At 66.5% G+C, this 11,527-nt stretch carries 15 protein-coding genes; 2 read left to right on the top strand and 13 right to left on the bottom strand.

All coding sequences use genetic code 11. The annotated features are described in order from the left end of the window. Window positions 1-96: 96 nt before the first annotated feature. The 10 genes from Q0O97_RS08195 to Q0O97_RS08240 are packed head-to-tail and all read right to left on the bottom strand — an operon-like array spanning window position 97 to window position 5,593. Window positions 97-1,035, bottom strand: a complete 939-nt coding sequence (locus Q0O97_RS08195; RefSeq protein WP_294927195.1) for a glycosyltransferase — start codon at window positions 1,033-1,035, stop codon at window positions 97-99. A 59-nt stretch (window positions 1,036-1,094) separates the two neighbouring features. Further along, a complete protein-coding gene (locus Q0O97_RS08200) occupies window positions 1,095-1,559 on the bottom strand; it encodes a hypothetical protein (protein ID WP_294927198.1) in 465 nt (154 codons plus the stop codon). A 12-nt stretch (window positions 1,560-1,571) separates the two neighbouring features. Continuing rightward, window positions 1,572-2,273, bottom strand: coding sequence for a flagellar basal body L-ring protein FlgH (gene flgH, locus Q0O97_RS08205; RefSeq protein WP_294927332.1), 702 nt, complete (start codon window positions 2,271-2,273; stop codon window positions 1,572-1,574). Window positions 2,274-2,317: 44 nt separating this feature from the next. Continuing rightward, window positions 2,318-2,719, bottom strand: coding sequence for a flagellar basal body P-ring formation chaperone FlgA (flgA, locus tag Q0O97_RS08210; protein ID WP_294927200.1), 402 nt, complete (start codon window positions 2,717-2,719; stop codon window positions 2,318-2,320). After that, window positions 2,719-3,504: a flagellar basal-body rod protein FlgG gene (gene flgG / locus Q0O97_RS08215; RefSeq protein ID WP_294927203.1), complete on the bottom strand. Its 786-nt coding sequence runs from the start codon at window positions 3,502-3,504 to the stop codon at window positions 2,719-2,721. Before flgG ends, flgA begins: the two co-directional genes overlap by 1 nt. Before the next feature lie 11 nt (window positions 3,505-3,515). Then, window positions 3,516-4,232 carry a flagellar hook-basal body complex protein gene (locus Q0O97_RS08220; RefSeq protein ID WP_294927206.1) on the bottom strand — a complete coding sequence of 239 codons (717 nt, stop codon included), beginning with the start codon at window positions 4,230-4,232 and terminating at the stop codon, window positions 3,516-3,518. A 3-nt stretch (window positions 4,233-4,235) separates the two neighbouring features. Beyond that, window positions 4,236-4,502, bottom strand: coding sequence for a flagellar biosynthetic protein FliQ (locus Q0O97_RS08225; RefSeq protein ID WP_294927208.1), 267 nt, complete (start codon window positions 4,500-4,502; stop codon window positions 4,236-4,238). A 9-nt stretch (window positions 4,503-4,511) separates the two neighbouring features. Further along, a complete protein-coding gene (locus Q0O97_RS08230) occupies window positions 4,512-4,793 on the bottom strand; it encodes a flagellar hook-basal body complex protein FliE (protein WP_294927210.1) in 282 nt (93 codons plus the stop codon). An 11-nt stretch (window positions 4,794-4,804) separates the two neighbouring features. Then, window positions 4,805-5,197, bottom strand: a complete 393-nt coding sequence (gene flgC, locus Q0O97_RS08235) for a flagellar basal body rod protein FlgC (RefSeq protein ID WP_294927213.1) — start codon at window positions 5,195-5,197, stop codon at window positions 4,805-4,807. A 9-nt stretch (window positions 5,198-5,206) separates the two neighbouring features. Beyond that, entirely contained in the window at window positions 5,207-5,593 is a 387-nt protein-coding gene (locus Q0O97_RS08240; protein WP_294927216.1) for a FlgB family protein, read from the bottom strand. Window positions 5,594-5,696: 103 nt separating this feature from the next. Between Q0O97_RS08240 and Q0O97_RS08245 the strand changes: the two genes are divergently transcribed. Both Q0O97_RS08245 and Q0O97_RS08250 read left to right on the top strand, forming a co-directional pair. Next, window positions 5,697-7,028: a FliI/YscN family ATPase gene (locus Q0O97_RS08245; protein ID WP_294927335.1), complete on the top strand. Its 1,332-nt coding sequence runs from the start codon at window positions 5,697-5,699 to the stop codon at window positions 7,026-7,028. Between the two features lie 142 nt (window positions 7,029-7,170). Then, window positions 7,171-7,842 carry a Crp/Fnr family transcriptional regulator gene (locus tag Q0O97_RS08250; protein ID WP_294927219.1) on the top strand — a complete coding sequence of 224 codons (672 nt, stop codon included), beginning with the start codon at window positions 7,171-7,173 and terminating at the stop codon, window positions 7,840-7,842. Here the strand turns inward: Q0O97_RS08250 and Q0O97_RS08255 are convergent, their stop codons facing one another. The 3 genes from Q0O97_RS08255 to Q0O97_RS08265 form a co-directional block, all read right to left on the bottom strand. After that, window positions 7,843-8,799: an extensin family protein gene (locus Q0O97_RS08255; RefSeq protein WP_294927222.1), complete on the bottom strand. Its 957-nt coding sequence runs from the start codon at window positions 8,797-8,799 to the stop codon at window positions 7,843-7,845. Window position 8,800: 1 nt separating this feature from the next. After that, complete coding sequence (locus Q0O97_RS08260; protein ID WP_294927225.1) at window positions 8,801-10,471, bottom strand: L,D-transpeptidase family protein; 1,671 nt, start codon at window positions 10,469-10,471, stop codon at window positions 8,801-8,803. 116 nt (window positions 10,472-10,587) lie between these two features. Continuing rightward, window positions 10,588-11,280, bottom strand: coding sequence for a GntR family transcriptional regulator (locus Q0O97_RS08265; protein ID WP_294927228.1), 693 nt, complete (start codon window positions 11,278-11,280; stop codon window positions 10,588-10,590). Between the last annotated feature and the right edge of the window lie 247 nt (window positions 11,281-11,527).

Raw genomic sequence — 11,527 nt, forward strand, 5'->3', positions numbered from 1 at the left:
GTTGCTGCGAGGCCGCAAGGTATTGTTCTTGCGGGTTCCCGGCGCGACCCCCCTGTCGGTAATTGGGGGGTATAGGCGTGTTCATGGCCACGGCGATCATGTCGGCCGGTTTCGCAAGCGGCCGGCCAGTGCCGCGCCCATCAGGGCGGCAGTTCCGCCGCGCGTCTGGCGATACAGGCCCATGCGCAGGAACTGCGCCATCGCGACGGGACCGGGCGCGCGCAGCGCCTTGTCGAAGCGGGTCAGCAAGGCGCGGTTGGGTGGGGTCAGCATTCCTTCGACCGGGTGCAACGCACCCACGTTGGCGGCCAGCCAGCTCGCGAAATTTCCGTCCACCAGCATCGAAAACCGAGCCGCTCTTGCGCGCATCGTGTCGTTGCGGCCCATGACGTTGCCCCGGTGTTGGCGATAGAGCAACACCTGCGCCCGGTCGCGCATCAGCGCCGCCCCCGCGCCCGACATCAGTTGATAAACCCACCAGTCATGCGAGATCACCCCCGCCGCCCGCGCATGCGGCGCTGCCCGTTGCAACATGCGCAGCGCCTGCGCATTGCCGGTGATCGTATTGCCCGGCATGCAGGCCTGAACCAGCGCATTGCGGAAATCCAGGGGGCGGGAAAGGGCGGGCGCTGGGGTCAGCACATTCAGGTCCTGATCGCAGATCGTCGTCCGCGCGGCATAGACTGCCGGACCCGCCTGGCCTTCAAGGAAATCGGCGGCGCGCGCCAGTTTGTCGGGCTGCCAGACGTCGTCCTGATCGCAAAACGCAAACCACCCCTCAGGCTCGATCCGCGAGGTCAGATGCAGGAAATTCGCGGTTGCCCCGGCCTGCGGCCCCTCGATCAGTGTAACCTGCCCATCGGGGCGGTCCGCCGCGAATTCCCGCACGATTTCCCGCGTCTCGTCGGTCGAGCCATCGTCGGACACGATCAGCCGCCAGTCCGTGATGCTTTGCCGCGCCAGGCTGTCCAGTTGGGCGGCTAGATAGCGCCCGCCCTGGCAGGTCGCCATGGCTATCGTGATTGTCGGTCGCAACTTTGTCCCCGCATTGACGTGCCACCCTACAGCGCTGCCGCATCCTTGTCAGCCCGGCCCTATTGCCTGACGATATCCTCGATCAGCACGTCGCCGACATCGCCGCCCGCGACCTTTTGCGCCGCCTTCAGCAGGGCGTCGTGCAGTCGGGTCATTTGCAGGTCGGTCGTGAAGTTGCCGTCGAATCCGCCGGTATTGGCATGGATCAGCAGGGCCCGCAAAAGGGCGTCGCGCAGACGGTGTTCCTGCGCGTGGATGGCCGCTTCGGCCTTGGCCGGCATCTCGATGGTCAGCGAGATGATCATGGTCGAGAAAACCTGCCCGTTGCGCATCACGGGGACAAAGAACTGGTTGGGAAACCTGAACCACGCCAGGTCCGCGCTGTCTTGCGGGGATGGTTCGGGATCGGGCGCGATCCCGGCGGGGGCGGGTTCGTCCGCCGGGGATTCATGCAGCATGCCGCCGCCGAAGATGCCTGCGGCGAAGGCGATCAGCGGCAGGATAAGAAACAGGATTTTCTTCATCACGACCGCCGATCAATAGGGCAGGATGATATCGGCAAGCTGCTGGCCGTATCGCGGCTGCTGCACGTCCGAGATCTGGCCGCGTCCGCCGTAGGAAATCCGCGCCCCCGCGATGCGGTCATAGGCGACCTCGTTGCGCCGCCCGATGTCCGAGGGGCGGACGAAGCCGCTGACGGTCAGTTCGCGCACCTCATAGTTCACGCGCACCTCTTGCGAGCCCTGGATATGCAGGACCCCGTTCGGCAGCGTTTCGACGACCGTGGCGGCGACGCGCAACGTCAGCTTGTCGCGTCGCGAGATATTGCCGCTGCCCTTGAAGGCCGAGGAAGAACTGGCCCGCGCAAGCTCATCCATCCCGGCGCCATCGGGCAGCGCGCTGTCGATGCGCTGCGGCAGGCCGATCATGGCGGGAATGCTGACATTGTCGGACGAACTGCGCGACCTGCCCGAACTGTTCTGGATCTCGGCCCGGTCGTCGATCTGGATCACGACCGTCAGGATGTCGCCGCGATGGGCGGCGCGGCGGTCGCTGACCAGCGACATCGGCGCAGGTGTCCACAGCGAGGCCGCGCTGGATTCGCGTTCGGGCAGCCGCATGTTGTCGAAGGACGAGGCGCGCATCGCCTCGAACTCGGCGCTGTCCTTGGGCGGGGTCATGTCCGGCACCCGGCCGACATCGCCGACGCGGCCGCAACCGGCGGCGATCAGCGCCATGCAGAACGCGCCGGACAGTTTGAGGATTCGTTTTTTCACTGCATTCAGTTCCTTTGCACGATGACGGATCCGTCGGCGGCGACCCGGCCCGATACGGTAGAGCGCGACGACAGGTTGAGAACGCGGATCACCTGATCCTGCTGGCCGGGGTCCAGCGCGCGGCCCTCGGCCTCGATCCGCATCAGGGGCGTTTCATAGGCGATGGTGACCAGTTGGTTGCGGTTGACCAGATAGGGCTGGCTCAGCCGCGTGGGGTGGATGGGCCTGCCTTCGTAGATGACGGTGCGGGTTTGCAGGCCAAGGATGTCGTCCGCGTCGCGATCCGCCCCGCCCATGATATCCTCGGGCGCGATGACGGTGCCCGCAGGCAGGGTCCGGGCCGCGACATGGGGTTCGGCAAACGCGGCGAAGGGCGCCTGTGCCAGCAACAGGGCAAGCCGTTTCATCAGCGGATCTGCACGGTTGCGCCAAGCATCTGGTCGGCGGCGGTGATCACTTTCGAGTTCAGCTCGTATCCCCGCTGCGCCTTGATCAGTTCGGTGATCTCGCGCACCGGATCGACCGAGCTTTCTTCCAGGTAGCCGGCGCGCAGCAGGCCCAGACCCTGTTCGCCCGGCAGCGCGACCTGCGCGGCGCCCGAGGCGGGAGTTTCCAGGAACAGGTTCGAACCCATCGCCTCCAGCCCCTTTTCATTGACGAAATCGGCAAGCGTGAACTGGCCCAGGTTTTCCGGTTCGACCTGATCGTTGAAATAGGCGAAGACCTCGCCATCGGCATTGATCGCGATGCTGCGGGCGTCGGCGGGAATGGTGATGCCCGGCGCGACCGGATGCCCGTCCGAGGTGACGATCAGCCCGTCGGGCGATCTTTTCAGCCCGCCGTCGCGCGTATAGGCGGAAATGCCCGAGGGCAGCGTCACCTCGAAATAGCCGTTGCCGTCGATGGCGATGTCGAGGTCGTTGGATGTCTGCACCGGCGCGCCCTGCGCCAGCATGACGCTGACCGCCGTGGGGCGGACGCCCAGACCAAGCTGCACGCCCGCCGGAACCATCGTCCCGTCGGTGGCGGTCAGCGTGCCGGGGCGGACCGCCTGCTGATAATACAGGTCGGAAAACTCGGCCCGGCGGGCGTTGTAGCCGGTGGTGGACATATTGGCGAGGTTGTTGGAAATCACCTCGACCCTGGTTTGCTGGGCGCTCATTCCGGTGGCGGCAATCTGTAGTGCTCTCATGGCTTGGCCTTTCAACGAGATAGCGAGGTGATGACGGATCGGATGCGCTGGTCCTCGCGGTCCAGGAAGGTCTGGCCCAGTTCATAGGCCCGTTGCACCTCGATCATGCGGGTGATCTCACCCACGGGTTCCACGTTCGATTCTTCAAGGAAACCTTGACGGATACGCGGATCCTCGGCCGGTTCCAGGTCGGGACCGGGGCGGAACAGCGTCCCTTCCTGATGCAGAAGGTCGGCGGGATCGCCGGGGATAAAGACGCCGACCTGGCCCACCGGCTGATCGTCGGCGGTGATCGTTCCGTCGGGACCGATGGCGACATGGCGCACGCCGTCAGGAATGGCGATGGCGGCCTGGCCGTCGTCCAGCAACAGGTTGCCGTTCATGTCCACCAGTTCGCCATCGGGGTTGGGGGTAAAGGCGCCTGCGCGGGTCAGGCGGGGGCCTTGCGCGGTGTCGACAAGAAAGAAGCCCTCGCCCTCGATGGCCAGGTCGAACCGGCCGTTCGTCTGGGTCAGCACGCCGGGTCGCAGATCGACCACCCTGCCGCGCGCATCGGCCATCGCCAGCGTCTCGCGCCGGTCGTCGAGCGAGACCATGTATTCGGAAAAGACCACACCTTCGCGGCGAAAGCCGATGGTGTTGGCATTCGCGACATTGTTCGCGATGGTCTGCATTTCGCGCATCAATCCCGACTGGCGGCTGAGCGTTGCGTAAATGGCATTGTCCACGGTTTAGCCTCCGGCGATGATGGGCAGGATCTGGTCGGTGAAGAAGCTGGAAAGAAGCGCGGTCATGAAGCTCATGGTGACCCAGAAGATGGCAAGCATCAGGCCCACCTTGGGCACGAAGGTCAGCGTCATTTCCTGGACCGAGGTCAGCGCCTGGAAAAGCCCGATCACCACGCCCGTCACAAGGGCGGCGATCAGCAGCGGCGCCGACATCCTGACCGCGATCCACAGCGCCTGCCGGGTGATGTCGAAGATATGTTCTTCCGACATTGCCGCGCCTCAGACCGGCATCCGCAGGATTTCCTGATAGGCCTCGACCACCCTGTCGCGGATGGCCACCACGGTTTCCAGCGCGATTTCCGCTTGCGCGATGGCCTGGACCAGATCGTGGGTGTCGGCGGTGCCGGTCATCGCGCCGGTCGCGGCGCGGTCGACGCCTTCCATCACCCGGCTGAATTCGGCTGCCGCGCGTGAGGCGCCTTCGGGCAGGGCCTGCGGGTCGGCGGCGATATCGGGAAGCGCGCGGGTATAGGCCGCGGCGGCGGAAGTTGCGTTGATCATCGGTTTCTCCTTTACCGGCGGATCAGGTCCAACAACGAGGAATTCATTTGTCGCGCCTGTTCGAACACGCGCAGATTGGCTTCGTAGCTGCGGCTGGCCTCGCGCGAATCGGCGATCTCGACCACTAGGTCGACGTTCGAGCCGCGGTAATATCCGCTCTCGTCCGCCATCGGATGGGCGGGGTCGAAATTCAGCGGCAGCGCGCGCGCGTCATGGCGGGTGCCGCTGGTGCGCACGCCGCCTACCTTGCCGCCGAAATCCACGGCCTCGTGAAAGCTGACCAGCTTGCGGCGATAGCCCGGCGTATCCGCGTTGGCGATGTTTTCCGCGACATGGCGAAGCCGCACGGATTGCGCCTTCATGCCCGTAACCGCGATCTGCGAGGCCGAGAGTCTGTCCGTCATGTCGGCCCCCTACCTGCGTCCAAGGCTGGTGCGCATGAGCCCCAGCGACGACCGCGTGACCGTCACCGCCAGATCGAATTCGCGGCGTGCCTCGGCGATGCGAAACACCTCGTCCTCCAGCGAAACGGTGTTGCCGTTGGGGTTGGGCTCGCCCCCCGCATGGCGGATGCGCTGGCCGCCCAGTCCCCAATCCAACGCGGCAAGGTGGCGGTCATGGGTGCGGCGCATGCCCGCTGGGGACGCGCCGTCATAGCTGCGCGCAAAGCTGTCCAGGTCCACCGCCCGATATCCGGGCGTGTCCGCATTGGCGACGTTGGTCGCGATCAGGCGTTGCCGTTGCGCGCCATGGGCGATCAACTGGTCCGCCATCTTCAGCGTTCCGATTCGATCAAACACGATTTTCTCCTCTGTCGATAACCCGGTCTTAACCCCAATAGGTTTAGAAACAGTTTCGAGCCGGCGATTTCGGCGAAGAAAAAGGAATGCGACCTTGGAAGAGATGCTGGCGATCGCCTCGCAGGTCAGGCAATTGCGGCTGGTGCGCCGTTTCGGCACGGTCCGCGCGATACAGGCGGGGGTCGTTTTCGTGGCCGGGCTGAACGATTTCGCGGCGCTTGGCGACCGGGTTTCGCTGGCGATCGCCGGCGCCCCGCCGCTGATGGCCGAGGTGATCGCGCTGCAATCCGACCTTGCCACTGTCCTGACCGAAGGCCCGGTCGAGGGCCTGCGAATCGGGGCCGAGGCCGAGTTGCTGCCCGCCCCCCGCCTCGCGCCCTCGGATCACTGGATCGGGCGAATCATCGACCCGTTGGGACAGCCCCTGGACGGTCGGGCGCTGGTCGACGGCACCGATGCGCGCGCCTATCGCACACCCCCGCCGCCCGCCGCGATGCGCAGGCGGCTGGGGGCAAGGCTGGACACGGGGCTGGCGGTTTTCGACACGTTGCTGCCCATCGTGCAGGGGCAGCGAATCGGGCTGTTCGCGGGGTCGGGGGTGGGCAAGTCGACGCTGCTTTCGCAGCTTGCCAAGGGCGTTTCGGCCGATGTCGTCGTCATCGCCATGATCGGCGAACGCGGGCGGGAATTGCGCGAATTCGTCGAATCGACCCTTGGCCCGCAGGGGATGGCGCGGGCGGTGGTGGTCGCCGCGACCTCGGACCAGTCGCCGCTGATGCGCCGCCGCTGTGCCTGGGCCGCGATGACCGTCGCGGAACATTTCCGCGATGCGGGCAGGCACGTGCTTTTCCTGGCCGATTCGATCACCCGATTCGCCGAGGCGCATCGCGAGATCGCGCTGGCAGGCGGGGAAAGCCCCAGTTACCGGGGCTTTCCGCCCTCGACCGCGAACCTGATCATGGCGCTGGCAGAACGCTCGGGTCCGGGACCGGAAGGGGCGGGCGATATCACGGGCATCTTCTCGGTCCTGGTCGCCGGTTCGGATATGGAGGAACCGATCGCGGACATCCTGCGCGGTGTTCTGGACGGCCATGTCGTCCTTGACCGCACGATTGCCGAAAGGGGGCGTTTTCCGGCGATCGACGTGTTGAAATCGGTTTCGCGTTCGCTGCCGCAGGCCGCCAGCACGCAGGAAAACGCGCTGATCGCCCGCGCCCGCGCCGTGCTTGGCGCCTATGCCGAATCAGAGCTGATGATTCGCGCGGGCCTTTATGCCGCCGGGTCCGACCCCGTGCTGGATGAGGCGGTGCGCCTTTATCCCGGCCTGGACGGATTCGTGGCGAAAAGGGCGGAAAATGCGCAGGAAAGCTTTGCGTTGCTGGCCGAAAGCCTGTCGCTGGCGCGACAACCCGCCAACCCTGCCGGACGGGGCTGAGGGTTGATTAATGAATGTTAGCCAGCACGCTCGGACCATTGCGCCTGCGGCGGCGATTTGCGAATTTCCGCCTATATATTTCTGGAATTTGATTATGGTAATTAATGATTTGTTTATCCGCCGTTTCCGGCGGTCCGGTGGTATGTCCGAAGAAGAACTGGCCGATATGGGCGCATTGCGTTGCCAGCGGCAGTCGTTCAGGCCGGGCGAGGTCATCGTTTCACGCGATCAGCCGCTGGATCGCCTTCGCATCCTTGCCAGGGGGATGGCGGCGCGGTGTCACTATCCGCATGGCAGGGACGAAGTGCGCGTCATCACCGCCTTGCATGTTCCCGGCGATCTGGTCGATCTGGAGGGGCTGGTCCAGCGCCGGCTGGACCACGACATCGTTGCCCTTGGCGATTGCGAGGTCGAGGCGGTCGATCACCATGCGCTGCGCGAGCTGACCGATGGCAATCCGGCGCTGTCGCGGGTGCTTTGGGGCTTCAGCCTGGCCGACGCGGCGATCTATCGCCAATGGCTGGTCGCGGCGGCTTCGTTGCGTTCAAGCGCCCATCTGGCGCATCTGATCTGCGAACTCTACACCCGGCTGGCGCAGGTCGGCGCGGCGCGGAACCGGCGGCTCTACCTGCCTTTGCTGCAAAGGGAACTGGCGGAAATCCTAGGCTATTCCTCGATCCACATAAATCGCGCGGTGCGTGACCTGCGCGACCGCGAACTGGTGCGCTGGTCCGGCTCGGAAATCGCCATCCTGGATTGGGACGGTCTGCGCAGGCTGGCGCATTTCGACCCCGGTTATCTTGAGGGCGGCTAGCTATTGGCACAGCCGATAGCCGCTGCTGCGCGCCTTGATGTCCAGGTGCAGGTGGTCGTCATGCGCATCGTCCGAACCCGGCCCCAGGACGGTCGTGAAATAGAGGCAGGCCGAGGCGCGGATCGCGGCCTGAAACGCCTCGACCATGTCGCCGTCGCCCTCGCGCGGCTGGATCGGCAGGCGCTCGTCGCCGAATTGCAGCGCCATGACGTCGAAGGCATTGCCAAGCGCATGTTCGGACATGTTGCCGCCGCCATTGCCGACGGTCTGGCGGCATTGATAGGTCGAACCCGGCTCGATCCCCGTCAGGCGGGGCGCGCCGGGCAGGTGGCGCGAGGCGGGCCGAACCGAATCGCGCAGCCACAGCGCAAGCTGGCGGGCGGTCTGGCAGCGCATCGGCGCCTCGCCCGGAATGGCGACGCCGGGCAGGATCTGCGTGACGGCGATGGGGCGGGCGATGCCGCAATCGCGCTGGCCGTCATCCGTGATCGGGTCGATCTGGTGATATTCGACGCCAAGACCGTAGAGCGTAAGCAGGCAGGCGGCATGATCGAAATCGCTTTCGCGCAGCGCCTGCCAGGCCGGCGGGCCGGCGGGTTCGGGGGGCGTTTCGGTGTCCGGCGGCGTGACTTCGGCGCCATCATCCGGGGCCGCGTCCCCGGTGGGCGCGTCGGCTTCGTCCTCGGCCCCAAGGGGGGCGCTATCCGTGGTTGCCGCTTCGGTGCCGGTCGGATCGGGGGGCGGCGCATCGTCTGTCGCCGGATCGTCCGGGTCGGCGTCCCCGCCACTGGCAACCGGGGGCGGCGTGCCGTCCGGGGTGGTTTGGGCGGGCCGTTCGGCGGGGCGCTCTGCCGGGGTGTCGGCCGTCGCGGGCTTGGGGTTGGGTCGGGATTCCTGCCCCAAGGCCGGGGGCAGGGCCAGAAGCAAGGCGGCCAGGGCGGCAGGCAGCGCGCGCATCTCAGTGACCGGCAAGGGGGGCGGTGGTCAGAAGCGGCGCCGTTGCCGGTGTGGTCGCCGGGTTCTGCGGGGCTGCCTCGGGCGCGGGGGGCAGGGTCGTGGCGGTGACGGCATCGGCGGTTTGCGCAGGGGCAGGTGGCTGAACTGCGGGGGCCGCCGCCGGGGCACCGGCGGGCGCGGGGTCGGCGGGACGCCGGCGCGGCGGCGCCGTGGCCGAGATCGCGGGCGGGTTGACGGCGGCAGGCTGGCCGGACGGGGCCTGGCCAGCGGCGGGCAGGCCGTTTGCGGGCAGGGGCTGGCCTTGCGGTTCGGTCCCGATGGCATCCGCGATGGCGCTGGCCAGCGGGTCGCTTCCGGCGACCGTGGGCGCGCCGGGCTGACCCTGCTGCGCGCCTTCCAGCGCGGCGGGCGTGACCAGAAGGGCGTCCGCTGTGATCGTCTCGGGTTGATCCGCCTGCGCGATCAGCCGGGGCCGGGCGGTCGGGCGCGTCGCGCTGATGGCGACGGCCAGCGTCGCCGCGGGCGCGGCAGAGGCGGCGGGACCCGTCACGTCGGGGATGCTGACGCCGGGGTCCAGGAATTCGACCTGGGTCACCCCGGCCTGGACCATCCCGGCCAGTTCGCGCGCGTCCCAGTTCGTCAGGCGCACGCAGCCGTTCGACTGGTTGACGAACAGGCGCGAGGGCGTGGCGGTGCCGTGGATGCCATAGGTCGGCTCGGACAGGTCGATCCAGACATCGCCCACCGGGCCGTTGGGACCGGGCGGGATGATCAGGACGCGGTCGTTGTCGCCCTGCTGGAAATTGCGTTGCGGGTTGTAGGTATAGGTCGGGTTCAGCGCCACCGTCCGCACCACATGCGTCCCGCGCGGCGACGGTGTCTGGTCCGAGCCGACGGTTGCCGGATAATCGGCCACCATCCGCCCCTTGGCGTCATAGGCGGCGACGCGGCGGGCCTCTTTGTCGACGACGATCCGCGTGACCTTGGCCCGGATCGGCCTGGCGGGCACGATGGCGCGGATGGTCTCGCCGGGGATGAATTGCGCGCCGGGGTTCAGCCGGGCAAGGAAGCGTTCGTCCATGTGGAACCGCTCGGCCAGCTTTTCCTGCACCGAGGTATAGCCCTGCGAGGTCATGCGCGCCTTTTCGGCGTAATCCTCGGGGATGCGATCGACCAGGCCGTGGGCGTCGTCGTCGGTGATGGTGTATTCCATCGTCAGCGGGCCGTCGGCAAAGGCCTGCAAAAGCTGCCAGACGACCGGGTTCAGCCGCCCGTCCATCGGCAGGCCCGCCCGGCGCTGGAACGCCTTGATGGCGCTTTCGCTCATCCCGCCGCGCCAGCCGTCCACGACACCGGGCGAGATACCCGCGCGATCCAGCAGCACCTGCACCTTGGCCGTCAGCGCCGATTGCCCCGAAGGCAGGTCGCCACCGGCGTATTCCGCCGCCTCGATATCGTCGGCGGTGAATTGGGGCTGGGCCTGCCGTTGCGCCTCGCTTTGGGCAAGGGCCGGGCGCGGACCTGCCCCGCCGGTCATCGCCAGCGCGCCGCCGATCAGCAGGACCGAGGTCAGACGGATCACGCAGGCGGCAGGCTTGCGCAGGAAATGCGATGGGCATCTGCGCGTGGAACGCGACATTTTGCGCGTGGAACGCGACATGGAATTGCGCATGAAAGGCTCCGTCAAAGGGCGGTGTCCCGGCTTTCAATGCAGGCTGCGGACCGTGGTTTCAAGCCTTGGCTGGACACCATCCGGTCAAGTTTATGACAGCCCGGCGGCGCGTGCCGTCAGAACAGCGCGCTAAGCTTGTGTCCCTCGCGGAAATACTGCCGCGACAGGCCGACGGTCAGCGCGCCCGACCAGATGGTGCGCTGGACCAGCAGGATCGCGGCGCCCGGCGCCAGCGACAGGGTCTGGCCGACGAAGGGATCGACGGTGCCCGTATTGGTCGCCGACACGTCGATGGCGCCGCGATTCATCGCGACATTGTCGGCAAGCCATTCAAAGGCGCAGGTCTCGGCAAGGTCGCTTTGGCCGGGCGCGGGGACGGCCTCGGGGTTCAGCCAGAACTCTTCGACGCAATAGGGCGTGCCGCTTGCGGTGAAGTCCGAGCGGACCTCGATCAGCGTCGAGCCGGCTGGCAGCATCATCTGGCGGGCCACGTCCACCGGCGCGATGCCGTTGCGCAGCGAGATCAGCCGATAGCGATACTGGTGGCCGCGGGCCTCGATCTCGTCGCGCAGCCAGGTCTTGGGCAGGGTCGATTGCCGCGGCGGATGCGCGGCGACCCGCGTGCCGACCTTGCGGCGCCGTTCCAGAAGCCCGGTCGAGGCAAGCGAGGTCAGCGCGCGGTTTATCGTGGCGCGGGCGCAGCCGAATTCGGCGGCCAGTTCGACCTCGGTGGGGATCAACTCGCCCGGCTTCCATTGGCCATTGCGGATTCTGGCAAGCACCTCGGCCTGCACCGACTGCCAGGTCATCATGCGCCTTGAACTGTTCACGATATTACCCGCTGCCAGGGTTGGGGCGATGTCACTTGGTAGCATATTGTTTGTATTCGTTTTTCATCCGGGGGTGGAGTTGTCTGCCAGATCATGCACCTGTAACACGAACATATACAAGGGCATGCTATAATAAACCATCACGTTCAACTGATTTTTTTTAATTACGGTGAAACATGTCCTTATTGGCAGGGGTCCGGCAGGGATTGACTTTCGCCGCCGGGCG

It is taken from the genome of uncultured Paracoccus sp. (assembly GCF_945915435.1).
Taxonomy (GTDB): Bacteria; Pseudomonadota; Alphaproteobacteria; order Rhodobacterales; family Rhodobacteraceae; genus Paracoccus.

What these genes read in the sequence shown, in the direction of transcription:
- flgA (WP_294927200.1), bottom strand. Translation starts at nt 2,719, where the DNA reads ATGAAACGGCTTGCCCTGTTGCTGGCACAGGCGCCCTTCGCCGCGTTT.
- Q0O97_RS08260 (WP_294927225.1), bottom strand. Translation starts at nt 10,471, where the DNA reads ATGCGCAATTCCATGTCGCGTTCCACGCGCAAAATGTCGCGTTCCACG.
- Q0O97_RS08255 (WP_294927222.1), bottom strand. Translation starts at nt 8,799, where the DNA reads ATGCGCGCGCTGCCTGCCGCCCTGGCCGCCTTGCTTCTGGCCCTGCCC.
- Q0O97_RS08225 (WP_294927208.1), bottom strand. Translation starts at nt 4,502, where the DNA reads ATGTCGGAAGAACATATCTTCGACATCACCCGGCAGGCGCTGTGGATC.
- flgG (WP_294927203.1), bottom strand. Translation starts at nt 3,504, where the DNA reads ATGAGAGCACTACAGATTGCCGCCACCGGAATGAGCGCCCAGCAAACC.
- flgH (WP_294927332.1), bottom strand. Translation starts at nt 2,273, where the DNA reads ATGGCGCTGATCGCCGCCGGTTGCGGCCGCGTCGGCGATGTCGGCCGG.
- Q0O97_RS08230 (WP_294927210.1), bottom strand. Translation starts at nt 4,793, where the DNA reads ATGATCAACGCAACTTCCGCCGCCGCGGCCTATACCCGCGCGCTTCCC.
- Q0O97_RS08265 (WP_294927228.1), bottom strand. Translation starts at nt 11,280, where the DNA reads ATGACCTGGCAGTCGGTGCAGGCCGAGGTGCTTGCCAGAATCCGCAAT.
- Q0O97_RS08250 (WP_294927219.1), top strand. Translation starts at nt 7,171, where the DNA reads ATGTCCGAAGAAGAACTGGCCGATATGGGCGCATTGCGTTGCCAGCGG.
- Q0O97_RS08245 (WP_294927335.1), top strand. Translation starts at nt 5,697, where the DNA reads ATGCTGGCGATCGCCTCGCAGGTCAGGCAATTGCGGCTGGTGCGCCGT.
- Q0O97_RS08200 (WP_294927198.1), bottom strand. Translation starts at nt 1,559, where the DNA reads ATGAAGAAAATCCTGTTTCTTATCCTGCCGCTGATCGCCTTCGCCGCA.
- flgC (WP_294927213.1), bottom strand. Translation starts at nt 5,197, where the DNA reads ATGACGGACAGACTCTCGGCCTCGCAGATCGCGGTTACGGGCATGAAG.